General features: G+C 67.3%; 26 protein-coding genes. 10 read left to right on the top strand and 16 right to left on the bottom strand.

Going from position 1 to position 26,182, the window contains the following annotated elements:
* Window positions 1-24: 24 nt before the first annotated feature.
* From EV645_RS43200 to EV645_RS20480, 4 genes are read right to left on the bottom strand one after another with little or no spacing between them, the layout of a single operon-like run.
* Entirely contained in the window at window positions 25-438 is a 414-nt protein-coding gene (locus tag EV645_RS43200; protein WP_277877087.1) for an ABC-2 family transporter protein, read from the bottom strand.
* A 2-nt stretch (window positions 439-440) separates the two neighbouring features.
* Complete coding sequence (locus EV645_RS43195) at window positions 441-839, bottom strand: ABC-2 family transporter protein (RefSeq protein WP_157997116.1); 399 nt, start codon at window positions 837-839, stop codon at window positions 441-443.
* Window positions 832-1,638: an ABC transporter permease gene (locus EV645_RS20485; RefSeq protein WP_130445576.1), complete on the bottom strand. Its 807-nt coding sequence runs from the start codon at window positions 1,636-1,638 to the stop codon at window positions 832-834. Before EV645_RS20485 ends, EV645_RS43195 begins: the two co-directional genes overlap by 8 nt.
* Window positions 1,635-2,651 carry an ABC transporter ATP-binding protein gene (locus EV645_RS20480; protein ID WP_130445575.1) on the bottom strand — a complete coding sequence of 339 codons (1,017 nt, stop codon included), beginning with the start codon at window positions 2,649-2,651 and terminating at the stop codon, window positions 1,635-1,637. Before EV645_RS20480 ends, EV645_RS20485 begins: the two co-directional genes overlap by 4 nt.
* 184 nt (window positions 2,652-2,835) lie before the next feature.
* Here EV645_RS20480 and EV645_RS20475 point away from each other — a divergent pair, with 184 nt between their 5' ends.
* Complete coding sequence (locus EV645_RS20475; RefSeq protein ID WP_242000539.1) at window positions 2,836-3,387, top strand: MarR family winged helix-turn-helix transcriptional regulator; 552 nt, start codon at window positions 2,836-2,838, stop codon at window positions 3,385-3,387.
* A gap of 74 nt (window positions 3,388-3,461) precedes the next feature.
* Window positions 3,462-4,994, top strand: coding sequence for a molybdopterin-dependent oxidoreductase (locus tag EV645_RS20470; RefSeq protein WP_130445574.1), 1,533 nt, complete (start codon window positions 3,462-3,464; stop codon window positions 4,992-4,994).
* On the opposite strand, the gene EV645_RS20465 is transcribed toward EV645_RS20470, so the two are convergent.
* Window positions 4,975-5,586 (bottom strand): TetR/AcrR family transcriptional regulator, encoded by a 612-nt coding sequence (locus EV645_RS20465; protein ID WP_130445573.1) that lies wholly within the window; start codon window positions 5,584-5,586, stop codon window positions 4,975-4,977. The genes EV645_RS20470 and EV645_RS20465 overlap by 20 nt on opposite strands.
* Before the next feature lie 58 nt (window positions 5,587-5,644).
* Here EV645_RS20465 and EV645_RS20460 point away from each other — a divergent pair, with 58 nt between their 5' ends.
* Genes EV645_RS20460 through EV645_RS20450 form a run of 3 tightly spaced genes read left to right on the top strand, consistent with a single transcriptional unit; the run spans window position 5,645 to window position 8,883 of the window.
* Window positions 5,645-6,334 carry an ATP-binding cassette domain-containing protein gene (locus EV645_RS20460; protein ID WP_130445572.1) on the top strand — a complete coding sequence of 230 codons (690 nt, stop codon included), beginning with the start codon at window positions 5,645-5,647 and terminating at the stop codon, window positions 6,332-6,334.
* Window positions 6,331-8,394, top strand: a complete 2,064-nt coding sequence (locus tag EV645_RS20455; RefSeq protein ID WP_130445571.1) for a YhgE/Pip domain-containing protein — start codon at window positions 6,331-6,333, stop codon at window positions 8,392-8,394. The genes EV645_RS20460 and EV645_RS20455 overlap by 4 nt, the downstream gene beginning before the upstream one ends.
* A complete protein-coding gene (locus EV645_RS20450) occupies window positions 8,395-8,883 on the top strand; it encodes a DinB family protein (protein WP_130445570.1) in 489 nt (162 codons plus the stop codon).
* 48 nt (window positions 8,884-8,931) lie between these two features.
* Here EV645_RS20450 and EV645_RS20445 read toward each other — a convergent pair whose 3' ends face one another.
* From EV645_RS20445 to EV645_RS20435, 3 genes are all read right to left on the bottom strand, one after another.
* Window positions 8,932-10,224 (bottom strand): hypothetical protein, encoded by a 1,293-nt coding sequence (locus tag EV645_RS20445; RefSeq protein ID WP_130445569.1) that lies wholly within the window; start codon window positions 10,222-10,224, stop codon window positions 8,932-8,934.
* Window positions 10,225-10,357: 133 nt separating this feature from the next.
* Window positions 10,358-11,026 (bottom strand): N-acetylmannosamine-6-phosphate 2-epimerase, encoded by a 669-nt coding sequence (locus tag EV645_RS20440; protein ID WP_130445568.1) that lies wholly within the window; start codon window positions 11,024-11,026, stop codon window positions 10,358-10,360.
* Complete coding sequence (locus EV645_RS20435; RefSeq protein ID WP_130445567.1) at window positions 11,023-11,910, bottom strand: N-acetylglucosamine kinase; 888 nt, start codon at window positions 11,908-11,910, stop codon at window positions 11,023-11,025. The genes EV645_RS20440 and EV645_RS20435 overlap by 4 nt, the downstream gene beginning before the upstream one ends.
* Window positions 11,911-11,999: 89 nt before the next feature.
* Between EV645_RS20435 and EV645_RS20430 the strand changes: the two genes are divergently transcribed.
* Window positions 12,000-12,437 carry a DUF2961 domain-containing protein gene (locus EV645_RS20430; protein ID WP_242000641.1) on the top strand — a complete coding sequence of 146 codons (438 nt, stop codon included), beginning with the start codon at window positions 12,000-12,002 and terminating at the stop codon, window positions 12,435-12,437.
* Here EV645_RS20430 and EV645_RS20425 read toward each other — a convergent pair.
* Together EV645_RS20425 and EV645_RS20420 are read right to left on the bottom strand one after the other, a co-directional pair.
* On the bottom strand, window positions 12,434-13,861 hold the full coding sequence (locus EV645_RS20425; RefSeq protein WP_130445566.1) for a gamma-aminobutyraldehyde dehydrogenase: 1,428 nt from the start codon (window positions 13,859-13,861) through the stop codon (window positions 12,434-12,436). The genes EV645_RS20430 and EV645_RS20425 overlap by 4 nt on opposite strands.
* Window positions 13,862-13,869: 8 nt before the next feature.
* Window positions 13,870-15,471, bottom strand: coding sequence for an amidohydrolase (locus tag EV645_RS20420; RefSeq protein WP_130445565.1), 1,602 nt, complete (start codon window positions 15,469-15,471; stop codon window positions 13,870-13,872).
* A gap of 148 nt (window positions 15,472-15,619) precedes the next feature.
* Here EV645_RS20420 and EV645_RS20415 point away from each other — a divergent pair, with 148 nt between their 5' ends.
* From EV645_RS20415 to EV645_RS20405, 3 genes are all read left to right on the top strand, one after another.
* Window positions 15,620-16,999, top strand: coding sequence for an aspartate aminotransferase family protein (locus EV645_RS20415; protein ID WP_130445564.1), 1,380 nt, complete (start codon window positions 15,620-15,622; stop codon window positions 16,997-16,999).
* Between the two features lie 310 nt (window positions 17,000-17,309).
* On the top strand, window positions 17,310-18,401 hold the full coding sequence (locus EV645_RS20410) for a helix-turn-helix domain-containing protein (protein WP_130445563.1): 1,092 nt from the start codon (window positions 17,310-17,312) through the stop codon (window positions 18,399-18,401).
* Window positions 18,373-19,218: a GSU2403 family nucleotidyltransferase fold protein gene (locus EV645_RS20405; protein ID WP_130445562.1), complete on the top strand. Its 846-nt coding sequence runs from the start codon at window positions 18,373-18,375 to the stop codon at window positions 19,216-19,218. Before EV645_RS20410 ends, EV645_RS20405 begins: the two co-directional genes overlap by 29 nt.
* A 94-nt stretch (window positions 19,219-19,312) precedes the next feature.
* Here EV645_RS20405 and EV645_RS20400 read toward each other — a convergent pair whose 3' ends face one another.
* The 6 genes from EV645_RS20400 to EV645_RS20375 all read right to left on the bottom strand — a co-directional run bounded on the left by EV645_RS20400 (window position 19,313) and on the right by EV645_RS20375 (window position 25,510).
* Entirely contained in the window at window positions 19,313-19,864 is a 552-nt protein-coding gene (locus tag EV645_RS20400; protein WP_130445561.1) for a TIGR03086 family metal-binding protein, read from the bottom strand.
* A gap of 139 nt (window positions 19,865-20,003) precedes the next feature.
* Window positions 20,004-21,371 (bottom strand): NAD(P)/FAD-dependent oxidoreductase, encoded by a 1,368-nt coding sequence (locus EV645_RS20395; RefSeq protein ID WP_130445560.1) that lies wholly within the window; start codon window positions 21,369-21,371, stop codon window positions 20,004-20,006.
* Window positions 21,368-22,168, bottom strand: a complete 801-nt coding sequence (locus tag EV645_RS20390) for an ABC transporter permease (RefSeq protein WP_130445559.1) — start codon at window positions 22,166-22,168, stop codon at window positions 21,368-21,370. Before EV645_RS20390 ends, EV645_RS20395 begins: the two co-directional genes overlap by 4 nt.
* Before the next feature lie 115 nt (window positions 22,169-22,283).
* Entirely contained in the window at window positions 22,284-23,186 is a 903-nt protein-coding gene (locus EV645_RS20385; RefSeq protein WP_130445558.1) for an ABC transporter permease, read from the bottom strand.
* Window positions 23,183-24,316 (bottom strand): ABC transporter ATP-binding protein, encoded by a 1,134-nt coding sequence (locus tag EV645_RS20380; RefSeq protein WP_130445557.1) that lies wholly within the window; start codon window positions 24,314-24,316, stop codon window positions 23,183-23,185. The genes EV645_RS20385 and EV645_RS20380 overlap by 4 nt, the downstream gene beginning before the upstream one ends.
* A 3-nt stretch (window positions 24,317-24,319) precedes the next feature.
* On the bottom strand, window positions 24,320-25,510 hold the full coding sequence (locus EV645_RS20375; protein ID WP_130445556.1) for a polyamine ABC transporter substrate-binding protein: 1,191 nt from the start codon (window positions 25,508-25,510) through the stop codon (window positions 24,320-24,322).
* Between the two features lie 145 nt (window positions 25,511-25,655).
* On the opposite strand from EV645_RS20375, the gene EV645_RS20370 reads away from it, so the two are divergent.
* Window positions 25,656-26,138, top strand: a complete 483-nt coding sequence (locus tag EV645_RS20370; protein ID WP_130445555.1) for an Lrp/AsnC family transcriptional regulator — start codon at window positions 25,656-25,658, stop codon at window positions 26,136-26,138.
* The last annotated feature ends 44 nt before the right edge of the window (window positions 26,139-26,182 follow it).

Genomic DNA, 26,182 nt, shown 5'->3' with positions numbered 1-26,182 from the left:
GTTATCCACAGGCCCTTCGCTGGGTCAGCTACCGGGGCTCGTGTACCTGGGGAGCATGCGGACGAAGCAGGCGTACCCGAGCGCGAAAACCGCGAGCCCGACGACCGGCGACGCCACGATGAGCCAGCCGGGAAGGGGTACGTCGGCGGCGCGGCCGAGCAGGACCGTGGCGGGAAGGAACGCGATGAACGCCATCGGGAAGGCCGTGCAGAAGCCGAAGAAGACACCGCGGCCGAACATCGTCAGCGGGTAGCCGGAGAAACGGGTGATCATGTCGTCGGCGAAGATCCGGAGCGAGAACGTCGAGGTGGCCAGGAAGGACAGGCCGCAGAAGAAGGTCTGGATGCCGGTTTCGACCAGGCTGCCGCCGACGACCGCGAGGATCAGGTAGACGAGCTTCGGCGCCGTCCAGTCGACGGGCGCGTGCCAGCTGAAGATGATCAGCGCACCGACCCCAGGAGCCCGTCCCCGAGCGCCATCAACCGGAATTCACGCGTGACCAACTGCAGGAACGGACTGACCGGACGCAGCAGATACCGGTCGAAGTCACCCTCGCGCACGATGAAGTCGGTCATCATCAGCGAGCCGAACGGTACGACGTACAACGCGTGCGAGGCCAGCCGCATCGAGAACACGAACGCGACCTCCGGAAACCCCCAGCCCGCGATCATCCCGAACTTCGACAGCAGCACGCCCAGGAACAGCAACTGCGTTCCCTGGAAGGCCACGCCGCCGATCAACGTGGTCCAGAAGTTCACGCGGTACTGGAGCTGGGCCCGCAACGCGGCGCGTTCGAGGATCACGTACTGCCGGAACCACGACGGCCCGTGATCAGCCACCTTGGACCACCACCTTGTGCCGGGCTCGCCGCCAGACCGCCTGCAGGAGCAGCGTGAGGACCGCGAACCACACCAGCTGCATCCCCACCAGAGCCAGCGCTTCGATCCCGCGGGTCTGACCCAGATACAGCGACACCGGCGTGTAGACCTGCGCCTGGAACGGCAACCACTCGATCGACGACCGCAGCCACCCCGGCATGAACCACAGCGGAATCAGCGACCCTGACAAGAACGAACTGCCGAACCGGTAGACGATCAGCGGCCCACTGATCTCGAGCGTCCAGAACGCCACCATGGACACGATCAAGTTGCACAGCATCGCGATCAACGCTCCGACCACCGTGGCGACGACCGCGAGCAGCAGCGCCGCTCCATCCGGGGGCAGCACCAATGCACCGAGGACGCCGGCGGCCGCCAGACCGACAGCAGCCAGCGGCAGCCGGGCGAGCAGTACACCGAGGTTCTGTCCCAGGGCCTGCCACATCAGACCGAGCGGCCGGGTCAGGTCAGTGGCGATCTGACCGCTGCGGATCCGCATCGGCAGCGACGAGAACTGCCACGGCAGCAGCGCCGACTGCAGGCACGCCGCGATCGCCGCGTACGCGACGGCGGTGCTGGCGTCCACACCGTTGACGGGCCCGCGTCCGCCGTACACGATCCGCCAGACAGCGATCGCGAGCACGACCTGGATGACGAGCGTCACCGCACCGGTGAGGAGGTCGCCGCGGTAGATCAGCACCGACCGCGTTCCAGCGCGGGTCATGCCGCGGAACGCGCGGACCTGCGGCGACGTACTCACGTGAGCAAACCGTCGTACAGCTGGGCGATCACGTCGGTCAGGCGCGGATCCACGATCGACAGCTCGTCCACCTGGTATACCTGCGACGCCCGGGCGATCAGCTCCGGCGTGGTGATCTCTCGCGGGTCGAAACGCAGTACGACGCTGCGGTCCGGGTACGGCAGGACCGCACCGACCGCACTTGTCTCCACCTCGGTCGCGTACGGCATATCGGTGACCCGGCGGATGCTGCGGTCGGCAAGTGTCAGCACCAGGAAGCGGTGCGGCATGAAGCGTTCCTTCAGCCGTGACAGGTCACCGTCGTACAGGACCGTGCCGGAGTCGATCACGATGATCCGCTGGCAGAGCCGTTCGACGTCGTCCATGTCGTGCGTGGTGAGGACGACCGTCGTGCCGTCGGTGCGGTTGGTCTCCGCGATGAACTCGGTCAACCGGGCCTTCGCGACCACGTCGAGCCCCACGGTCGGCTCGTCGAGGAACAGGATCGACGGCTCGTGCAGCATCGCCGCGACCAGGTCGCCGCGCATCCGCTGGCCCAGCGACAACGAGCGAACCGGGGTGTCGAGGAAGTCCTCCAGATCGAGCAGCTCGGTAAAGAGCCCAACGCGCCGCAGGTACGCCGACCGGTCGAGGTCGTACAGATCCGCGAGTACTTCGAACGAGTCGCGCAACGGCAGGTCGTACCAGAGCTGGGTGCGTTGGCCGAAGACCACGCCGATGTTGCGGGCGTTGCGGGCGCGGTCGAGGGACGGCTCCAGCCCGGCCACCCGGCAGACACCGGAGGTCGGGGTGAGGATCCCGGTCAGCATCTTGATCGTCGTCGACTTGCCGGCGCCGTTCGGGCCGAGATACCCGACCAGCTCCCCCGGCTCGATCTCGAAGTTGACGCCGTTCACGGCACGAGTAGTCTCGCGCTTGGTGCTGAACAGGGCGCGCAACCTGGGCAACCGCCCCGGGAGCACGGCGGGCCGGCTGAATTCCTTGACCAGATCGGCCGCTTGGATAGCCGGCATACACACCCTCCCCAGCGAGCGGAACGGTCATCCTCTCACCGATCCACGCCTGGCGCAGGTGGAAAAACTCCGTGCTAGACCAGATCGTCGGCTACGCTCGGGGTTCTTGCGATTGCGGGTCGATCTGTAGCCGAAAGGTCACCCCGTGTAGCGAAGTGACCTAGTCAGCTAATAGAGTCCGCGCATGACCATCGCGCCTTCGCTTTGCTCGCCCCTAGCGCTCGCCGATGCAGAACCCACTCGCGCCGCCGAACCCTGGGAAAGCGACGTGCTGACGGCCTACGGGCTGCTGCGAGAAGCAGCAGCCGAGCTGGATCACCTGATGCGCCATTCTCTGAAGCGCAGTGGACTGCAAATGGCAATGTTCGAACTGTTGCTGCGGCTTGCCCGCAGCCACGGTGAGAAGCAGCGTTTGACCTCGCTTGCCCGGGAGTTGACCGTCACCACCGGCGGCATCACCCGGCTGGTCGACCGAGCCGAGAACCTCGGGCTGGTACGCCGGGAGCCCTGCCCCGACGACGCCCGCGGCTCGTTCGCCGTCCTGACCGAGGAGGGGAAGCGGCGGTTGCGCGAAGCACTGCCGGACCACCTGCTCGAGATCGACAGCCTCTGGATGTCCCAGCTCGCCGATGAGCGGGACCTCGTCCTCGGCAAGCTCCGCCGGGTCCGGGACAACGCCCGCCGCTGGCCGAACGGCCGGCCCGGGCTCGGACCCATTACCCCTGACCGAATCTGAGACAAGCATTACCCGCGACTAACGAATGGGGCGCCCGGCTGGTGTCGGGCGCCCCGTCGCGCAATTGTTGAGAAGTGAAGCAACAGGCTGACCCGAAGGCCCCCGGCGGAACCAGATGGCGCGGAGCCGTCGGCGGCATACTCGCGGCACTCGCAGGACTCGCGGTCGGCAGCGTGGCGGCCGGGATCCTCGGCACCCCGCAGACGCCCGTCGTGGCGATCGGGTCTGCATTCATCGACCGGGTGCCGCCGTGGCTCAAGGACCTCGCGATCTCGTGGTTCGGCACGCACGACAAGACCGCGCTCCGGGTCGGCATCCTGATCGTCGTGGTGATCCTCGCCGCGGTCGGCGGGATTCTCGCCGTACGCCGGTATTGGGCCGGCGCGCTGATCACGATCGGGCTGAGCGCTGTCGCGATCATCGCCGCCTTCACCCGCGCGGATTCCGGGCAGACCGGATTCCTTCCGTCGGCGTTGGCCGGCGGTACGGCGCTCCTCATCCTGCGCCTGTTCAGCCGTCGGCTCGAACCGCTCATCGATCATCCCGACGACGGCGTCAGCCGCCGCGGGTTCCTGCAGCTGTCGGGCGGGGTCGCGATCGGCTCGGCGGCGTTCGCTCTGCTCGGCAAGGTCGTCGGCGGGAACCGCGCCGCGGTCGCCAGCGCTCGCAAACAGCTCCAGCTTCCGCAGCCGCCGAGCCTCACCCCGCCGGCCGGCGTCCAGGCGGACGGCGCCGTACCCTGGGCGACTCCGAACGAGGACTTCTACCGCATCGACACCGCGCTCTCCGTGCCGCAGATCGCGCCCTCGGACTGGAAGCTGCGCATCCACGGGATGGTCGACCGCGAGCTCACGCTTTCGTTCGACGACCTGATGAAACGGCCGGTTATCCACAAGTGGGTGACGCTGACCTGCGTGAGTAACGAGGTCGGCGGCGACCTGATCGGGAACGCCCTCTGGACCGGCGTACTGCTGAAGGATCTGCTCGAAGAAGCCGGTCCGTCCAAGGATGCGGACGCGATCCAGTCGATGTCGACGGACGGGTTCACCGCCGGTACGCCGCTTCCGACGCTGCTCGACGATCGGCAGGCGATGCTCGCGTTCGCGATGAACGGGCAGCCGCTGCCGGTCGAACACGGGTTCCCGGTGCGCATCGTCGTACCCGGGCTGTACGGCTACGTGTCGGCGACGAAGTGGCTGGTGGATATCGAGGTGACGCGGTTCGACCAGTTCCAGGGGTACTGGACGCCGCGCGGATGGTCCGAGCTCGGACCGATCAAGCTGTCCTCGCGGATCGACGTACCCGGCGGCAAGAAGCTCGACCCGGGTCCGGTCACGGTGGCCGGGGTGGCGTGGGACCAGCACGTCGGCGTGTCGAAGGTCGAGGTCCGCGTCGATGGTGGCCCATGGCAACAAGCCACGCTGGCGACGGACGCGTCGATCGACACCTGGCGGCAGTGGCACTGGACCTGGGACGCGACGCGCGGGTCGCATGTCTTGCAGGTCCGGGCGACCGACGACAAGGGCAACGCACAGATCGAATCCTCCGCGCCCCCGGCGCCGAACGGCTCGACCGGCCTGCACACCGTCAACGTGAAGGTCGGCTGACCGCTTCCAGGACCATCGGCAGGAAGGTGTGCTCGAGCTCGCCGGGCGGTAGTTTGCGCGGCTCGAGGAGGCTCTGGGAGCGGGCGCCCTCATGTACGGCGATGACCAGGCGGACGAACTGCTCCGCCGGCACGCTGAGGGTGAGTCCGCTCGTCTCGGTGATCTGCTCGACCAGCTTCGTCAGGCTGTCGCGGAACATCGCTCGCTGCGTGTTGAGCGCCTGCGCCGCCTCCGGGTCGCGGAGCGCGTGCAGCGTGAACTCGGTGGAGATCAGGTGCCACTGCCGCTGGTCCGGCGCGGCCTCGTCGAGCAGCCCTAGTACTGCGTCCAGCAGCGTGCCGGGCTGATTCGCCAGCTCGGGGAGCAGCGCCTCGATCTGCTCGAGCAGCCGGTCGGTCGTGGCCTGGAAGAGCGCGAGGACCAGCTCGTCCTTGGACGCGAAGTTCGAGTAGAACGCGCCGCGGGTGAAGCCGGCGCGCTCGCAGATGTCCTCCACCGACGCGCCGTGGAACCCGCGCTCGGCGAACACCTCCAACGCACCTTCGAGCAGGCGGGCCCGGGTGTTGGAGCGGCGGCGCTTGGGCGTTTCCATACGAGTAGGATACAGTTCTGTATTGAATACACAACCGTATTGAATCGGGGAACGCGGGATGGAGCTCGAGGCCACCAGGATCAGCGTGCAGGGTCCGCACGCGACGATGCTGCACGCCACGTCGGTGTCGGTCGCAGATCATCAGGTGGTGCTGCTGACCGGATACCCGGGTGCTGGGCACGTTGCGGCCGCGCTGGGTCTGTCCGGGCGGCTTAAGCCGGACACCGGCACAGTGCGGCTCGACGGTCTGGCTGACCCGGCTGTACTTCGGCGACGGGTCGCCGTGGTCGACGCGCCAGGCATTACCGAGCCGGATGACGCTCTGCCGGTTCAGACGGTTGTCGGCGAGGAGTTGGCCATCGCCGGTCGCAAGGCGGGTCGGAAGGCCGTGCTGGAGTGGCTGGACGAGCATGACGCCGCGGAGCATGCCGGTAAGCGGTTCGAGCACCTGCCGGTCGCAGTACGGACCAGACTGCTCGCGGAGCTGACTGTGGCGCGTCCCGACGTACAGGTGGTCATTCTGACCATGCCGGATCGACACGGTGGTGATCCGCATGGCTGGTTCATGCTGGGGCGCGATCTGGCGTCGCAGGGGTATGGCGTGATCATCACGTGCTCTGACGCTTCCGCTCGGCTGCTGGACGTGAAGGCGGCGCGGATGGGCGAGACGGACCAGCCTGACCCGGTGCAGGTCACCGCGGTGGCTCCGGTTGCTCCGATCGATGCAGTTGAGGAGGAGGACGAGTGACCGCCTTGCGGATGGCTCTGAGCGAGTTGCGGCGTCTGACGGCCGGTCGGCTGCCCAAGCTGGCCGTGGTCGCGCTGCTGCTGGTGCCGGTGCTGTACGGCGGGCTGTACCTGTACGCGAACCACGATCCGTACGGCCGGCTGGACAAGATCCCGACCGCGGTCGTCGTCGAGGACGCTGGTACGACGCTGGCGACCGGCGAGAAGCTGAACGTCGGACCGGAGGTCGCCGCGGAGCTGGTGAAGTCCAAGAGCTTCGACTGGCATCAGGTCGACCGCGCGGACGCGACGTCGGGGGTGTCGGACGGGAAGTACGAGTTCGCGCTGGTACTGCCGAAGTCGTTCTCATCCGATCTCGCGTCGAGTGCGGAGTTCACGCCGCGTCAGGCGCAGCTGGAGCTGCTGACCAACGACGCCAACAACTACATCGCGCACACGATCGCCAACCAGGTCGTAGCGCAGGTGACGAAGACGGTTGCGTCAGAGGTCAGCGAGACGGCAGCGTCGCAGCTGCTGGCGGGGTACAACACGATCCACAAGCAGGTGGGCTCGGCGGCTGCCGGTGCTGCGCAGTTGTCGCAGGGGCTGGCCTCGGCGGCGACCGGGGTCGGGAAGTTGCAGACCGGTGCTGCCCAGCTCAACACTGCGCAGAAGCAGCTGTCCGCTGGTGCGACGCAGTTGGCGACGGGTACTGCGCAGGCGTCGCAGGGCGCGAACTCGCTGGCTGCCGGTGCTTCCAAGCTGGACAACGGTCTGGGTACGTTGAAGCGGAAGACGTCGACGTTGCCGAAGCAGACCAAGTCGTTGGCCGCCGGTGCGGATCAGGTTGCCGATGGCAACGAGAAGATCGCTGGTGCTGGGAAGCAGGTCGCTACCGCGTCCAGCACGTTGGTGAAGGACCTCTCGACCTTTGACACTCAGCTCACTGCGCGGTTGAAGGCTCAGGGCTTCAGCCAGCATCAGATTCGCGAGGTTCTGCTGGAGACGGCGAAGCTGCGTGCTCCCGTCGTACGGGCGAACACCAAGATCCAATCGACGTCCAAGCAGCTCAACCAGCTGGCCGTCGGGGCACGGAAGGTGTCGAACGGCGCGGCTGCGCTGGCGAACGCGACGCCTGCGCTGACGACTGGGATCAGCGCGGCGGCTGATGGGGCGGATCAGCTCAGCAGTGGTGCTGCTCAGCTGAAGACTGGGCTGGGGAGTTTGCAGACCGGTGCGCAGCAGCTTGCGACTGGAGAGAAGCAGGCTGTGGTGGGGCAGGGGCAGTTGCTGACCGGTGTGAACAGTCTTGCCACTGGCGTGGGTCAGCTGAAGACCGGTGCGACGCAGCTGAACACTGGGTTGGCGAATGGCGTCAAGCAGATCCCGAACCCGTCTGCCGATCAGCGAAAGGCCGTTGCCGAGACGCTGGGAGCTCCTGTCACCTTGCAGAACGTTTCGCAGGCGACGGCCGACAGCTATGGCGCTGGTCTGGCGCCGTTCTTTCTGAGCCTGGCTTGCTGGATCGGTGCGTACGTGCTGTTCCTGCTCGTGCGGCCGCTGTCACCGCGGGCGCTCGCTGCGCTGCAATCGCCGTTCCGCGTCGCTCTCGGCGGTTGGTTGCCTCCGGCCCTCTTCGGCGCGATCCAGGCGACGCTCGTGTTCGTTGCTGTGGTCCTGGGCTTGGGTATCCACGCCGCCCATCCCTGGTTGACGGTCGGCTTTCTGATCCTGACGTCGTTCACCTTCGTCGCGATCTTGCACGCCTTGTCGGCGTGGTTCGGTGCTGTGGGCAAGTTCCTCGGTCTGGTGCTGATGGTCGTCCAGCTGGTGAGCGCCGGCGGTACGTTCCCGTGGCAGACCATCCCGGCGCCGCTGTACCTCTTCCACCACGCCCTCCCGATGAGCTACGCCATCGACGGCGTACGACACCTCATGTACGGCGGCCCCGGCACGTCCCTCGGCCGCGACCTGCTCGCGCTGGGAGCATGGTTCGCGGTCGCGCTGGCCGCGTCGACCCTGGCCGCCCGCAAACAACGCGTCTGGCCCGCCAAGAAACTCCAACCGGAACTGGTGCTCTAGATGGAAGACCTGGTTCGTACCGCGGGAGAACGCGAGATCCTGGACGCCTTCCTGGACTCACATCGGGCGGTCACGGTGGACAAACTCCGCGGCCTCTCCGAGGCGGATGCCCGCCGCCGGCTGGTGCCGTCGGAGACCACGCCGATCGGCTTGGTCAAACACCTCACCGGAGTCGAACGCAACTGGTTCCAGCACATCCTCGCCGGCCGCCCTCGCGACGAGATCCCCGGCGAGTCCCGCGGCGGCGACGAGAGCTGGCAGGTGTCCGACACCGAAACTGTCAGCGCCACGATCACCGCCTTCGAGCAGACCTGCGCCGAGTCCCGCCGAATCACCGCCGCCCACCCCCTCGACCACCAGGTCCCCCACCCCGCCGGCGGCGAGGTATCCCTCCGCTGGATCTACACCCACCTCCTCCGAGAACACGCCCGCCACAACGGCCACGCCGACATCCTCCGCGAACAAATAGACGGAACCACCGGCGCTTAGGGCGCGTCAGCTGGGTTCGGCGAGCGTGCGGGGGCTGGTCTTAGGTGGCTACTGGTTGACGAAGGTGGCTGTTTCGGTGAGGAGTTGGTTGGTGGTGGGTTGGTCGAAGTAGGTTATTAGGGCCTCGTAGGTGCCTGCTTCGGCGGAGGAGGGGTCTACTACGTAGCCGTAGTAGCCGTCGGTGTAGCCGATTACCCGGGTTATGGGGTGGGTGCTGTCGGACTGGAGGCAGGCTCCGTGGACGGCGAAGAGTTCGACCGGGAGGTTGATCCAGCAGACGTCGCCCATGGTGATGGCGCTGACGGGGAGGTCGAGGGTCGGGGGAAGGGTGGCGGCGGCCATCAGGGCTTGGCCGCGGGCTCCGTCGAGGCGGGTTTGGGAGATGCGGCCGGAGGGGTCGTCGACGGTGGCCTGGACGGTTCCGACGGGTCCGGATGCGGTTGCGGCCTGTTCGGCGGCGGTGACGACTTTTTCGACGGCGGTGGCGAGCTTCTCGGATTCGTCGGCAGGTGGGATGTTCCGGACGGGCAGGGTCAGCGTCGTACGGCGGATCGCGGGCACCGACTGGGGTAATTCCAGGCCAGGCCCGGCCAACGCCTCGCGGACCCGACCTGCCAGCAGACTGCCCAGGCGGGTGACTTCGGCGGCGCCGCGCCCCTGGCGGGTGAAGCGAGGGCTGACGTCGCCGGCCGCGCCTTGGAGGAACCCGACGACCGCGGGGGCCAGGGCAGCGCGGGCGGCGCCGGGCCAGTCGGCGGAGTACCGCATGTTCTCCGGGCCGTACGTCGTCGGGTGGCACGCGAAGTCGAGCAGCACCGCCTCGAGCGAGCCGGACAGCGAGTGCAGCGCGAGGATGCCTGCGGTGTTGTCGTGCGGACCGTTGCGGCGGTGCCGGTTGGTGCCGACGCCGATCACCTCCACCGAACGCCACGACGCGGTCACCGGCTGCCGCTCGAGCCCGGCGCCCCGCACGGCACCGACCAGCGAGTCGACCAGTGAACGCTCCTGCTCAGCCGGGATGACGGGATGAATCTCACCGGTCCATCCCGACGGCCCCGAGTGTGTATGCGACGCGGAAACGACCACGTGCGACGGCGGAATACCGGCCGCGGCGCCGGCGGCTTCCGCGAGCTCACGGGTGAGCCCGGATCTGACCGCTATCGCGTCTAGTGTGAGCCAGAGCACACCGGGGTCGTCCACGCTCGACAGCCAGATCAGCGTGGCGCGCAACGGGTCCGCAGTACCGGTCGCGAGACCGGCGCGGGCGGCGTACCCGTCCAGCCGATGGCCGGGCGGCGGAGTGACGTCAAGGGACGTCGCGGCCAGGAGGAGTTCGGTCACGAGAGGGCTCCAACTGTCATACCGGCACTGATCTGACGATGGAAGCCAAGATAAACGGCCAACACCGGAATTATCGAGGTCGTCTCGGCGAAGGGCCGCGTACGGCGGTCAAGCAGGCGCATGTGACAAGTCTCTATCGGACCCGAAGGGCGCCGACCAGGCGGGCGGTAATCTCCATCGGGTTGGTGATCGCGGTACCGACCACGACGGCGTACGCGCCCGCATCCCAGACGGCACGGACGTCGTCCGGCGTACGGATCCTGCCTTCGGCGACGATCGGACAGGTCAGCTGTGCCGCAAGCCGGCGGACCAGGTCGATGTCCGGCCCGTTCGGCGTACGGCCGTCGGTGTATCCGGACAGCGTCGTGGCGACGAAATCAGCGCCCGCGTCCCGGGCCGCGAGGCCGGCTTCGAGGCTGTCCACGTCGGCCATCACGGGTACGCCGAGTTCGTCGTGGATCCGCGCGATCTGCGGTTCGAGTCGCAATCCGTCGGGCCGCGGTCGGAGGGTTGCGTCGAGCGCGACCAGATCCGCGCCGGCCGCGACGACACCGGCGGCAGACTCGTACGTCGGGGTGATGAAGACGCCGGCCGGATCACCGAGCTTGTGCAGCCCGACGATCGGCAGGTCGGTCACCGCGCGGATCGCTGCGACGTCGTCCGGCCCGTTGGCCCGGATCGCGCCGGCGCCGCCTGCCTCGGCGGCCTGCGCCATCAGCGCCATCGCAGCGGGTCCGTGGATCGGGTTCTCAGGGCCCGCCTGGCAGGACACCACGAGGCTGCCACGGGCAAGCGTTCTCATCGGCGATGCGTCACGATCAGTTCGGCGTACGTTCCGGCTGGTCCGCTTGCGAGCCGTTCAGCACCATCAAGCGAATTGCCGGCCGCCGGCGTCAGCCGAGCGCGGGACGGGAGGGCGTCGCGGACCGGATTCAGCAACTGCTCGCCCGCGCCGTTGAACAGACCGCCGACACAAGCAACCGGCACAGGTCCCTCGCCGGTCAGTTGCGCAACCGCGGCACCGATCGTCTCGGCGATGTCCTCAGCCGCGCGTACGACGAGTTCGTGCGCGACCGGATCGCCCTCGGCCGCACACCGCAGTACTTCGGGAGCGAACCGGGCCACGTCGTCGACCAGCGTCGATGAGCGGTACAGCGTGACCGGATCGAGCGCAGTGTCAGCGAGTTTGGTGACCGGCCCGCGACCGTCGCGAGAGCGCTGTACGGCGACCAGCCCGGCGCGACCGATCGCGAACGCGCTGCCGGCGTCTCCGAACAGGTACCCGTGCCCGTCCAGTTTGCGCCACGTACCGTCCCGGTCGACCGCGAGGCAGACCAGTCCGGTGCCCGCAGCAACCACCACGCCGTACCCCTCGGGCAACGCCCCTGCGTGCGCGGTGACCATGTCCTGGGTCAGTCGCACCTCGTCGGCGTTCAGTAACTCGCCGACGTCAGCCGCGAACCTGTCCGCCGCGCCGGACGCCTGCGGGTACCCGGTGAGACCGAGGGCAACGATCTCGATCCGCCCCGTCACCTCGGCCTCCGCTGCAGCCGCGCCGATCGCGTCGAGCATCCTCCGGAGCGCATCCGGTCCGTGCGTGTAGCCGGGCCCTTCGCCGGTCCGGCCGGACGGGAGAACACGGAGTCGAAGAGCGGACTGACCGCCATCGATGGCAATGCGGCTCATGCAGTGATCCAGTACGACTAGTCGGTGCCATTTGGTTCACCGCAGCGTACTCACCAGCATCCCCGACGCCATAGGGTTGTTGCCCATGGCTGACTTCAACGGGCTGGACGTTCAACAGCGGGTGGTGGGGTGAGGGCGAGTTCAAGTTCTACCTCGACGGGGACGACGAATACCCGACGATCTGCGGCACCGGCACCGAGGACTACTTCGGCGGTGCCTGGGCGTTCGAGCATCCGCAAGGGCAGTACGCGACGTTCACCACGCCGAACCTCGGGATGCCGCAGGTGATCGAGCCGCGCGGGTTCTCCGACAACCAGCAGCGCTTCGGGCTCTACCGCTGGCACATCCAGGACACGATCCGGTTCACCGAGGACCTCCGCGTCACCGTCCAGGCGCTCGGTTGGCGGCGCGACGGTCGCTTCCTCCAACTCCAGGACGACCTCGCGTCGATGTCGTACTGGTACCAGACCGAGCCGCACGCGCCGTTCCCGGCGTTGCCGGACAGGGACTATCTCGAGGTGATCTAGTCCTCGATGTTCGACATGACGTGCTTGATGCGGGTGTAGTCCTCGAGGCCGTACATGGACAGGTCCTTGCCGTAGCCGGAGTGTTTGAAGCCGCCGTGCGGCATCTCGGCGACGATCGGGATGTGCGTGTTGATCCACACGCAGCCGAAGTCGAGACGGCGGCTCATCCGCATCGCGCGACCGTGGTCGCGGGTGAACACCGACGACGCGAGGCCGTACTCGACGCCGTTCGCCCAGCGGAGTGCCTCGTCCTCATCGGTGAAGCGCTGCACGGTGATGACGGGGCCGAAGATCTCCTGCTGGATCGCGTCGTCGTCCTGCTGCAGACCTGACACGACGGTCGGCGCGTAGAAGTAGCCGCGCTCACCGACGATGGCGCCGCCGGTGCGGACGGCCGCGTGGTCGGGCAGGCTGCGGACGAACCCGTCGACCCGGTGCAGCTGTGCCTCGTTGTTCAACGCGCCGTACGTCGCCTGTGGGTCGTCCGGCTCGCCGGTATGGGTGTGGTTGGCCTGCTCGGTCAGCGCGTCGACGAAGTCGTCATGGATCCGCGGACCGGCCAGCACGCGCGTCGCCGCCGTACAGTCCTGGCCGGCGTTGAAGTACCCGGCGGCCGCGATCGCCTTGGCAGCCTTCTCCAGGTCCGCGTCGTCGAAGACCACGACCGGCGCCTTGCCGCCGAGCTCGAGATGGGTCCGCTTCAGCTTCCGCGCCGCCGAGGACGCGACCTCCATCCCGGCGCGCACCGAGCCGGTGATCGCGACCAATTGCGGTACGTCGTGATCCACCAGCGCCCGCCCGGTGTCGCGGTCCCCGCACACCACGTTCAGCACGCCCGGCGGCAGGAACTCCTGCGCCACCTCGGCGAGCAGCACCGTCGACATCGGCGTCGTGTCGCTCGGCTTGAGTACGACGGTGTTCCCGGCGGCCAGCGCCGGCGCGATCTTCCAGACCGCCATCATCAACGGGTAGTTCCAGGGCGTCACCTGTCCGACGACGCCGATCGGTTCCCGCCGTACCCAGGACGTGTGGCCCGCCATGTACTCACCGGCCGACCGCCCTTCGAGCAGGCGGGCCGCGCCCGCGAAGAACCGCAGCTGGTCGACGCAGGGCGGGATCTCGTCGGTGACCGTGATCGCCAGCGGTTTGCCCGTGTTCCGGCTCTCCACCGCGACGAACTCGTCCGCCCGCCGCTCCATCGCGTCCGCAATCCGCAGCAACGCCAGCTGCCGCTCGGCGGGTGTCGTGTCCCGCCAGCTCTCGAACGCTCGCGCCGCCGCGGTCATCGCCTGGTCGACGTCCTCACTGCCCGACAACGGCGCCCGCGCGTACGCCGAACCGGTCGCCGGCGCGATCACGTCGTACGTCGCGCCGCTGAGCGCTGCCGCCGGCTTGCCGTCGACGATGTTGGTGATGGTGTCCATAACGGTTCCTATCTGCTCGATTCGACCACGCACTCGCCTTCGATGTACGTCGCCCGGACGCGGGCCGCGGCGATCTCGTCCGGCTGGGTGGTAAACGGGTCGCGGTCGAGCACGACGAGGTCCGCGAGCGCGCCGGGGAGGATCTGGCCGGTGTCGTCGGCGTGGTTCACCCACGCGCTGGTCTTGGTGTACGCCGTGAGCGCGGTCGCGAGGTCGAGCGCCTGCTCGGGGAAGAACTGCTCCGCTGTGGATTCGTCGCGCCGGTTGACCGCGACGTGGATCGCTGCGAGTGGATCCGGGCTCGACACCGGCCAGTCCGATCCCGCCGCCAGCCGCGCACCCGACCTCGCCAATGCGCCGAAGGGGTACTGCCAACTCGTCCGCTCCGGACCGAGATAGGGCACGGTGAGATCGACCATTTGCTGGTCGTACATCGCCCAGAGTGCCTGCATGTTCGCGGTGACGTTCAGCTGCGCGAAGCGGGCGATGTCGTCCGGATGGACCACCTGCAGGTGCGCGATGTGGTGCCGGCGGTCGGTGTCGCCGTTGCGCTGCTGGGCGTGTTCGAACGCGTCGAGTGCTTCACGGACCGCGCGGTCGCCGATCGCGTGCACATGCACCTGGAATCCGGCCGCGTCGAGTCGGGTGACGTTGTCGCGCAGCTCGATCGGGTCGACGAACGACAGGCCGGTGTTCGCAGTACGGCAGCCGCAGCCGTCGAAGTACGGCTGGAGCATTCCGGCGGTGAAGTTCTCCGCGACACCGTCCTGCATGATCTTCACGGTGCCGGTGCGGAAGCGCGAGTGGTCTACTGCGTTTCGCCGTACGACGAGGTCCGGGATCTGCTCGGCGCCGCGGTCGCGCTGCCACCAGAGCGCGCCGTCGACCCTCGCTGTCAGTCGTCCGGCGCGTGCGAGGGTGAGATAGGCGTTCGTCGCGTCGGGCATGTTGGCGTAGTCGCCGAGGATCGCGTCCTGCCAGCCGGTGACGCCGAGCGAGTGCAGGTAAGCCTGCGCGTCTTCGAGCGCCGCGACCAGCTCGGCGTGCGTGGTTGGTGGGACGTGGCGGCCGACGAGGTCCATCGCGCCCTCGTGCAGGGTTCCTGTCGGGGAGCCGTCTGGTCCGCGTTCGATCCGGCCGTCGGGCGGGTCCGGCGTACTGCGGTCGATGCCTGCTTGGGTGAGTGCTGCTGTGTTGACCCAGGCGCCGTGGTGGTCCGCGTTCACGAGGAAGGCGGGGCGGTTGCCGGTGACTGCGTCGAGGTCGGTCGCGCGCGGTGCGGCGCCGGGGAAGTCGGGCTGGTGCCAGCCGCCGCCGACGATCCACTCCACGTCAGGGTGCTGATCGGCGTACCGCTGGATCGTCTCCTGGTACGCCGGGAGGCCGTGCGCGGGCGCGAGATCGCATCGGGCGCGCTCGAGCCCGCCCTGCACCGGGTGGATGTGCGCGTCGACGAATCCGGGGAGCAACAGCCCGCCTTGGAGATCGACGATCTGCGTCTTCGCCGTCCGTTGCCCGGCTGCGATCCGGCCGTCGCGGATGCCGACGCTCAGCCCCGGCCGGTACGACGTCCCGTCGAAGACCGCGCCGTTCACGAACAAGGTGTCCACGAAGCTCCCTACGGATTCCGCGTTGGATACGGTCCATGACTGCTGACATCGATAGACTATCGGCTCATCTGGCACGAAATCACTTGCTTGGATGTGCTTTTCCGGGCACGATGGCGGGACCGGCCAGCCTGGAGAAGAGGGAAGCACTATGCCGTCCGATACGCCCGACTTCGACCACCTGCAGCAGTCGGCGCGCGACCACTTGTGGATGCATTTCACCCGGTTGTCGAGCTATCAGTCCGGCGAAGTGCCGGTGATCGTGCGCGGCGACGGGGTGTACATCTACGACGCCCGCGGCAAGCGGTATCTGGACGGTCTCGCGGGTCTGTTCGTCAACCAGCTCGGCCACGGCCGGACGGAGCTCGCCGAGGCGGCCGCCAAGCAGGCCTCGGAGCTGGCCTTCTTCCCGCTCTGGTCGTACGCACATCCCAAGTCGATCGAGCTGGCCGAGCGGGTCGCGTCGTACGCGCCCGGAGATCTGAACCGGGTGTTCTTCACCAGCGGCGGCGGCGAAGCGGTCGAGTCGGCGTGGAAGCTGGCCAAGCAGTACTACAAGCTCACCGGCAAACCGGGCAAGCACAAGGTGATCAGCCGCGCGATCGCGTACCACGGTACGACGCACGGCGCGCTGTCGATCACCGGACTGCCGGAGCTCAAGGAGCCGTTCGAGCCCCTCGTGCCGAGCACCTTCCGGGTGCCCAACACGAACATCTACCGCGCCCCGATCCACGGCGACGACCCGGAGGCCTTCGGCCGCTGGGCCGCCGACCAGATCGCGGTCGCGATCGAGAACGAAGGCGCGTCGACAGTCGCCGCCGTCTTCCTGGAACCGGTGCAGAACGCCGGTGGTTGCTTCCCGCCGCCACCGGGGTACTTCGAACGCGTCCGCGAGATCTGCGACGAGTACGACGTACTGCTCGTCAGCGACGAGGTGATCTGCGCCTTCGGCCGGCTGGGCCACATGTTCGGAGCCGAGCGGTTCGGATACCAGCCGGACATCATCACCTGCGCGAAGGGCATCACGTCGGGCTACTCGCCGCTCGGCGCGATGATCGCGACGGACCGGCTGATCGAGCCGTTCCTGCACGGGGACACCACATTCGCCCATGGCTACACCTTCGGTGGCCATCCCGTATCAGCCGCGGTCGCGCTGGCCAACCTGGACATCTTCGAGCGCGAAGGCATCAACGAGCACGTCCGGAGCCGGGAGGGGGATTTCCGGGCGACACTCGAGAAGCTGCTCGACCTGCCCATGGTCGGCGACGTCCGCGGCGCGGGCTATTTCTACGGAATCGAGCTCGTCAAGGACAAGACCACCAAGGAAACCTTCAACGACGAGGAATCCGAACGCTTGCTACGCGGCTTCCTCTCCAAAGCCCTCTTCGACGCCGGCCTCTACTGCCGAGCCGACGACCGAGGCGACCCCGTCATCCAACTCTCCCCACCCCTGATCTGCGACCAGTCCCACTTCAACGAAATAGAATCCATCCTCAGATCAGTCCTCAAAGAAGCCGAATCCCTCCTGTAAAAGCACCCCCGCGCGCTACGCGCTCCCACCCACCGGCTCATCGCCGGCACCTGGCCAGCTTCCGCTGGCGTGTTGCGGGCTGCCGCCCGGGACTTGCTCGCCGGCGCTCGCGGCGACTACCCCGGCTCAGAGCCGTGCATCCCTCCCGGCCACCGTCGGACCTTCGCTCTGCCGCGCGGTCGACAGCTAGGTGACGCCAGCAGATCGCCCACAGCGGGATCCCGTGTCGCCCCCCGCGGAAGCCTGTTCGGGAAATTAGTTGATTCCGCTGACAGCGGAGTCGTACTATTTCTCGAACAGGAGGTGGGTCGTGGCTATATCGCCGGCGCCGCTCACGGAGGCTGATGTTCTCGCGCGGGGCAAGGAGATCCTCTCAGAGCGGTTACCCGAGGGGTGGGAGGTGCGTGCAGTCACGTCTTCGCGTGATCGAGGCGGCGACGGGATCGTTGATCTTCGCTCTCCCGATGGTGCACTGCGCCGATTGGTGTTCGAGGTCAAGCGCACAGTCGAGAGCCGCGACGTTCAAGCGATCCACGACCAGATCACCAGGTACGCCACTGATGTCACGGGAAGTCCGGCGGTCACTGGGGTGGTGGCGGCGCGCTACCTGTCGCCTCCAGTTCGCCAGAAGCTGATCGAGGCCGATTTGTCGTTCGTCGACGCCACCGGCAACGTCCGGATCACGTCGCCGACACCCGGCCTGTTCGTCTCCGATCGGGGCGCGGATCGCGATCCGTGGCGCGGTCCCGGCCGGCCGCGCGGCAGTTTGAAGGGCGCGCCGGCCGCCCAGGTGGTCCGGGCGCTGCTGGACTATGACCGGCCGTGGCCGATCCGGGCGTTGGTCGAAACCTCGGGTGCGTCGACTGGTGCGGTATACCGCGTTGTGCAGTTCCTCGAGGAAGAGGGACTGGTCGAGCGGCACAGCTCGCAGGTTGTTGTGCCCGAATGGCAGCCGTTGCTGCGGCGGTGGAGCCGGGACTACGAACTCGTCGCGAGTAACCGGACGACCACTTGGCTCGCGCCCCGTGGCCTGGACAGATTCCTGTCGCGCGTTGCCGAGTCCGACGTCGAGTACGCAGTGACCGGCACGCTGGCCGCCGCCGAGTGGTCGCCTTACGCTCCGGCCAGGTCGGCGATGATCTACACCCCCGACGTGGCGCGCGCGTCCGCCACGTGGGACCTGCGCCCCGTTGAGACCAGCGCGAACGTCGTACTAGCCGAACCGCTGAGCACCGCCGTATTCGCCCGGACCCGCGTCCGTGCCGATGGCGGCTACCAGATCGCGGCACCGGCCCAAGTTGCTGTCGACCTACTGACCGGCCCGGGACGGAACCCGTCCGAGGGCGAAGAACTCATCGAATGGATGGCACGCAATGAACGAACCTGGCGCCAGCAGGACTGATCTGCTGGTCCAGTCGCGCTCCGCACTGCTCGACGTGCTTGCAGCGCTGGATTCACACCGGGATTCCGTCACCGTCATCGGCGCTCAGGCCGTCTACCTGCGGACCTCGGCGGCGGCGGTCGCTCTGGCCGAGACGACCAAGGACAGCGACCTGGCGGTCGATCCCCGTCAACTGGATGACGACCCGCTGCTCGAAGATGCGATGACCAGGGCGGGCTTCCGCCAGAACCGGAACAGCAGGCAGCCCGGCGCCTGGCTGAACTCGGCCGGCATCCCGGTCGACCTGATGGTCCCGGCGTCGCTCACCGAAGGCGGGAAGAAGACCCGCGGCGGGCGGATCCCACCGCACAGCAAGAGCGCCACCCGCAGGGCCGACGGACTCGAGCCGGTCCTGATCGACAACTCGCCGATGGAGGTGTCCGCACTGGACCCGGCTGACGGCCGCCGGTCCACCGTCAAGGTCGCCGGCTGCGGCGCGCTCCTCGTGGCCAAGCTCTTCAAGATCGGTGAACGCGTCAACGACACCAACCCCAATCGCCTGCAGGACAAGGACGCCCACGACATCTACCGGATCCTCATCGACACCGAAACCGCGGCCCTGGCCGACGTGTTCGAGCAACTGCGCGCCGATGCCGTGAGCGCCTCGGCGACCGAGACAGCGATCGTCTACCTCCGGGAACTGTTCGCCGCCGGACCGACAGCCCTCGGCGCGAAGATGGCAGGCCGCGCCGAGTCCGGCATCGGCGATCCGGACCTTGTCGCCGCCTCTGTCTCGGCGCTCGCCGAGGACTTGTCAAAGGCTCTCGGACCAGCGTAGGAGCTCGGTGGTGGGCCGCTGCTGATCGTCAGCTGAAGCTGACCCTCGAGCACCTACTGCGCGGCCGGCTAGGGCTCTGGGCCGGCGCCGAACCTCAGCATGGGCGGCCGAGGAAGGCGGCTAGTTGGTCGGCGGGGGACGCGTTGAGGGGAGGCTGTGTCGCGGGGCCGAAGATGGCTTGGCCGTTTGGGCCTCGGTAGGGGTCGAGGTTGTCGAGGTGGGCTTGGGTGAGGAGTTCTGAGGCTAGGCCGGGGTCCAGGTCGGTGGGGTGGTTGATGGCGCGGGCTAGGTCCCAGCCGTGGGCGAACTGGTCTCTGACGAGCATGTTCAGGATGTCGGTGCCGGAGAACTTCCCGAATGGCAGCTCGATGGTCTGGTCCAGGACGTCGGGAGAGTCGAAGGCTGTCTGGGTGGCCTTGATGTTGTCGTCGTAGGTGGCTAGGAAGTCGCCGGGCACATAGTCCTCCTCGGTGTGCTCGTGTCCGCCCACGGTGGCCGCGGCCCACTGGGCCGAGTTGATGAAGTGGTTGATGAGCGCGCGTACGTCCCATGACACACACGGAGTCGGCGCATCCAAGTGGGCCGCTTGTACCTCGGTCAGCACCGCGCGGGTGCTGGCGAAGGCTCGGGTCAGCTGCTGGTTCATTGCAGAAACACTCTCCACCGTTCATAGTCCTCTCTCGCAGTTGCCTTGTAGACCTGCGGAGGTTGGAAAAGGAATCGGTAGCGCGCGGTCGAGGATCGGAGGCCGAGCCCCGAACAGGTCCGCGCGTCGTCCGGTTGGGCTAGAAGTCGAAGCCCAAGCCGAAGCGGTCGAGGGTTCGGAGCCAGAGGTTTCGGTGGCCGGTGTGCTTGTCGGCTTGGTGCATGGACCAGCGGGTCAGGTGGATGCCGGCTGCGCGGAGGGGTTCGGGTGGGAAGGGGAGGGGGCGGTCCCGGACCATTTGGAGGCTGGTGCGAGGGGTGGATTCGGCGTACAGGAGGTCGAGGATTACGTCGGCGCCGAAGCGAGTGGCGGCTACCCCCAGGCCGGTGTAGCCGAGGGCGTAGGCCGTGTGGCCGGCGTGGGCGGTGCCGTAGAAGGCGCAGAATCTGGTGCTGGTGTCGATGACGCCACCCCAGCGGTGGGTGAAGTGCAGGCCTTCGAGTTGGGGGAAGGTCTGGAAGAAGTGCCGGGCAAGCATCGTGTGGATGGAGTTCCGTTGCTCCAGCGACGGGTCGATGCGGCTGCCGAAGTAGTACAGCGGCATGTACCCGCCCCAGAGGATGCGGTTGTCGCGGGTGAGGCGGTAGTAGTGGAACAGGTTGGACGCGTCGCCGACCCCCTGACGGCGCTGCCAGCCGATCGACGTCAGTTGGGCGGCGGACAGCGGCTCGGTGACCAGGACCAGGTCGTAGACCGGGACGGTGTAGAGCCGCAAACGTCGCAACAGCGAGGGAAAGGCGTTGGTCGCCAGCGCGATCCGGTCGGCGCGGACCGAACCAGTTGCCGTGTACAACGATCTGGAGTGCATCCGGGTGACAGCGCTGTGTTCGTGGATGCGTACGCCGTGATCCAGGCAGGCCTGCCGCAGTCCCCAGGCCAACCTGGCCGGCTCGATCAGAGACGTGCGGGACGGGTCGAACAAGGCGCCCAAGTAGGTAGGGGAATGGATCTCCGCCCTAGCCGCGTCCTGGTCGAGCAGCCGCGCCCCGGGGCGGTCGGCGGCCTCCGCTGCGAGTTCTTCGAGATGGTGGGGTTCGGTGGCGACGGTAAGTTCGCCGGTGAGTTGCCAGTCGCAGTCGATGCCGTAGCGCGCGATCGTGTCGCCGAGGGCACGATGGTTCTCGAGCCCGAGGCGTTCCAGCTCGTCAATCTCGGTCGGCCAACGCGCCAGCCCGTTGGCGTACCCGTGCGTGAGGCTCGCGTCGCAGAAGCCGCCGTTACGTCCGCTGGCGGCCGAACCACAGACGTCGCCTTCCAGCAGTACGACGTCCAGCGACGGGTAGCGCTCCTTCGCGCGCAACGCCGTCCACAGACCGGTGTAACCGCCCCCGACCACCGCGAGGTCGGCGGTCACGGGACCGAGCAAGGCAGGCAGCGGTTCCGGAGCCGACTTGTCCTCGAGCCAGAAGACTCGCGGTTCGGCCTCGGCGAGAGCTGCCAGTTTCATCGGGTACGCCGGCGTCGGGCCAGCTCACCCCCTAGGACGAGCACGAGCGCCAGCAGGAACATCGCCGTACCGACGACATTGATCTGCGGCGGGATGTCACGCTGCGCCGACCCCCACACGAACATCGGGAACGTCACGGTCGTACCGGCGTTCAGGTTCGTGATGATGAAGTCGTCGAACGACAACGAGAAGCTCAGCAGCGCCGCGGCCAGGATGCCGGGGAACACCAGCGGGAACGTGACCCGCCAGAACGTCTGCCACTCGTTGGCATACAGATCCATCGCCGCCTGTTCGAGCCGCGAATCCATCCCGGTCAGACGCGCCTTCACCGTGACGACCACGAACGAGAGGCAGAACATCACGTGCGCGATCAGCACCGTCCAGAACCCGAGCTTGCCGCCGAAGCCGCTCGATACGAACAGAGCGAGCAGCGACGAGCCGAGCACGATCTCCGGCGAGGCCATCGGCAGGAAGATGAACAGGTTCGCCCCGGCCCGCCCGCGGAATCGATGCCGCACCATCGCGAACGCCATCAACGTCCCGAGGGCCGTCGCGATCACCGTCGCCAGCAACCCGATCCGCAGCGACGTGCTGACCGCGTCACACAACCCGTACGGACGGCACGGATGCTGCCAGTTCGCCCAGGTGAACCCGTCGAACGTGTACGACAGCTTGCTCTTCGGCTCGTTGAACGACATCAGCATCACGACGAAGATCGGCGCGAAGAGATAGAGCAGTACGAGCAACGCCACCACGAGGATCAAGCGCTGCCTGATCCAGCGACCGGCCCTGGTCATGGGGCCTCCCGTCCTGGACTGAGGAGTGGAGGGAGCGAAGCGACCGGAACGACGAGGGAAGGACGGGAGTCACAGCCCCATGACCCGCCGCGACGGAGTCGTGGCATCGATACAGTCATAGCAGCTCCTCCGTCCCGGCCCGCCGTACGTAGACCAGCACGAGTACGACGATCGCCGCCATCAGCGTCACCGACAACGCGGCCGCGGTCGGATACGCGCCGGCCGAGAACAGCCGCTGGATGTCGTTGCCGATCATTCGCTGCTTCGGCGTACCCAGGAGCTGCGCGTTGATGTAGTCGCCGGCCGCCGGGATGAAGGTCAGCAGCGTCCCCGCGACCACGCCCGGCATCGACAACGGCAGCGTCACCGTCCGGAACGTCGTGAACGGATTGGCGAACAGGTCACCACCCGCCTCGATCAACCGGGGGTCGATGCGTTCGAGCGAGGCATACAGCGGCAGCACCATGAACGGCAGGAAGTTGTACGTCAGCCCGGTCACCACGGCGGTCGTTGTCGCCAGCAACCGTCCGTCCGGACCGAGGATGTGCAGCCACTTCAGGGCGTCGACCACGAACCCGTTGTCCGACAGCAGCAGCTTCCACGACAGCGTGCGGATCAGGAAGCTGGTGAAGAACGGCGCGATCACCAGCGCGAGCATGAAGTTCTTCCATCGGCCGGCCTTCATCGCGATCGCGTACGCCAGCGGGTACCCGAGCAGCAGGCAGAACAGCGTCGTCAGCAACGAGTACCACAACGACCGGCCGAAGGGCCGGGCGTAGTCGGCCATCGTGTCGACGAAGTTCTGGAAGTGCCAGGTCATCTTGAACCCGGACTCGATCGACCCGTTCGGGTCGTACAAACTTGCTGCCAGCAACGAAACCAGCGGTACGACGAAGAACAGCAGCAGCCACAGCCCGCCGGGCAGCAGCAACAGGTACCCGGTGAACCGCCGGCCGGAGCGCTCGACCTTCGCGGGCGGTGCGGCCGATGCTGCCCCGAGTTGGCCGACCGCGCTCATCCGGCACCACCCGGATCGTCGATGTGCTCGACCCCGGCGTGCGCGTCCTGGTCGGCGTCGAGCACGAACGTGTGCGTCGGCAACCAGTGCAGGTCGACGGTCTCACCGACCCCGAACGTACCCCGCGCGCCGGTGTTCTGTTCGAAGATCGTCAGCTCCTGGTCCCACGGCAGCTTGACCAGGTACTGCGTACTCACGCCGACGTAGCTGACGTCCGTCACCACTGCGCCGCGCAACTGGTTCGACCCGTTGCTCTGCTCGGTCCCGGCCGCCGCGATGAACACCTTCTCCGGCCGGATCCCCATCCAGACGTCGCCCTCGGTGACCCGGCACCGCGGCAGCGGCACGGTCACCTTGCGGCCGTGGACGTCGACGGTGATGTTCTCCTCGGCCTGTCCGATGATCGTGGCCCGGATCAGGTTCGACTGGCCGAGGAAGTTCGCCACAAAGGTCGTCGCGGGCAGGTCGTACAGCTCGGCCGGCGAGCCCATCTGCTCGATCACGCCGCCGTTCATCACCGCGATGGTGTCGGCCATCGTCATGGCCTCTTCCTGGTCGTGAGTGACGTGTACGAACGTGATGCCGACCTCGGTCTGGATCCGTTTCAGCTCCAGCTGCATCTGCCGCCGCAGCTTCAGGTCCAGCGCGCCGAGCGGCTCGTCCAGCAGCAGCACCTGCGGCCGGTTGATCAGCGCCCGGGCCAGCGCGACCCGCTGCTGCTGACCACCGGACAACTGTGACGGCCGCCGCTTGCCGTACGTCGAGAGCTCGACCAGGCCGAGCATCTCCTCGACCTTCGGCTTGAAATCCTTGACGCCGCGCCGCTTCAGCCCGAACGCGACGTTCTCGAAGATGTCGAGGTGCGGGAACAGCGCGTAGTTCTGGAAGACCGTGTTGACGGGGCGTTTGTACGGGCGCAGTCCGGTGATCTCCTGCTCGCCGAGCCGGATCGTGCCGGTGGTCGGCTCCTCGAGGCCGGCGATCATCCGCAGCGTGGTGGTCTTCCCGCAGCCGGACGGTCCGAGCAGCGCGAAGAACGAGCCGGACGGGACGGTCAGATCGAGGTTGTCGACCGCCCGTTGCCCGCTGAACTGCTTGCTGATTCCGTTGAGAACTAGGTCGCTGCTCATTTATCAGCCCCCGATCGCGAGGTTGAAGTCGGTTTCGTAGAGGGCTGCCTTGGCCGTGTCGAGCGGCATGAACGAGGCCGTCTTGGCCAGCGTGGCCTCGTCGGGGAAGATCAGCGGGTCGTCGACCACGTCCGGATCGACGGTCTCCATCGCCTTCTTCGCACCCGTCACGGGGCAGATGTAGTTCACCCAGTCGGCCAGCGTGGCAGCGACCTCGGGCTCGTAGTAGTAGTTCATCAACGCCTCGGCGTTGGTCTTGTGGGTCGCCTTGTTCGGCACCAGCATGTTGTCCGACCACAGCATCAGGCCCTCTTCCGGCACCACGAACTTGATGTCGGGGTTGTCGGCCTGCATCGCGATCACGTCGCCGGACCAGGCCTCGCAGGCGGCGATGTTGCCGGCGTTCAGGTCCTGCACATAGTCGTTGCCGGTGAAGCGTCGGACCTGCCCGGAGCCGACGTACTCCTGGAGCTTGTCCAGCGCCTTGCTCCAGTCGGCGTCGTTGAACTTGCCCGGGTCGGCGCCGACCAGCTTGAGCATGAACGACATCGTGTCCGGCATTTCCGACAGCAGCGTGACGCGTCCCTTCAGGTCGCCGCGAGTGAGCAGGTCGTTCATGCTGCGGACTTCTTTGGTGACCTTGGCGTTGTACGCGATGCCGGTCAGGCCGCTCTGCCACGGCACGCTGTAGTCGCGGTTCGGGTCCCAGGCGGGTGCCTTGAGCTGCTTGAGCAGCTGCTGGTCGACGTTCGGGATCTTGGCGTGGTCGAGCTTCTGCAGCCAGCCGAGCCCGACCATCCGGGCCGCCATCCAGTCGGTCAGCACGAAGATGTCCCGGCCGCAGGACTGGCAGCTGCCGAGCTGGTCGCGCACCTTGGCGTAGAACTCGGCGTTGTCGTTGACGTCGGCGGTATAGGTGACCGTGATCCCGGACTGCTTCTGGAAGTCCTCCAGGGTCGGCAGCACCGTCTTGCCGTTGACCTTCTCGTCGGACTCGTCCATGTAGCTCGGCCAGTTGGAGAAGTTCAGAGTTTTCTGTGAGCCCGACATGTCGGTGCTGATGCAGCTGTCCGCGCTCTGCCTGGCCGGCGGGATCCCGCAGCCCGCCAGCACCCCTCCGGCCCCGAGCGCGGACAGCGACATCCCCTTGAGGACCGCGCGACGCCCCATGACGCGCTGGTGACGAGGACTCATGGAACCCCCTAGGAACCGTCTGTCGCGGGCGATACTGTCAAACCTTGGCGATCAGAACAAGGGATTCCGAAGCTAAACGGTCATTTCGCAACGAATTCCGCTCCCGCAGCTTGCTGACGCCCCGGCCGGGTGAAAAGATCCGGAGGTGGCAGTGCGAACGGGGAACCCCGACAAGAACCAGACCCTGCTGGACGACACCTCGAAGGCGATCATCGAGCAGTTGCAGCTCGACGGCCGGCGTTCGTACGCCGCGATCGGCAAGGCCGTCGGCCTGTCCGAGGCCGCGGTCCGGCAGCGGGTGCAGCGACTGACCGAGGCCGGTGTGATGCAGGTTGTCGCGGTCACCGATCCGCTCGAGCTCGGGTTCGACCGGCAGGCGATGATCGGGATCAAGGCCGAAGGCGCGCTGGAGCCGATCGCCGACGAGCTGGCCAAGATGGACGAGGTCGAGTACGTCGTGGTGACGGCCGGCTCGTTCGACATCCTGGCTGAGGTGCTGTGTGAGAGCGACGAGCATCTGCTGCAGGTGCTGTCCGAGCGGGTTCGGCAGATCGAGGGCGTGAAGGCGACCGAGACGTTCGTCTACCTGAAGCTGGTGAAACAGACCTACTCCTGGGGTGTGCGCTGAACCTCTGGTCGGCTCCCGATCCGCTCCCGGCGCGCCCGAGGCTG

Source organism: Kribbella rubisoli, assembly GCF_004217145.1.
Classification (GTDB): Bacteria; Actinomycetota; Actinomycetes; order Propionibacteriales; family Kribbellaceae; genus Kribbella; species Kribbella rubisoli.
This window is presented reverse-complemented; position numbering and strand designations above follow the sequence as displayed.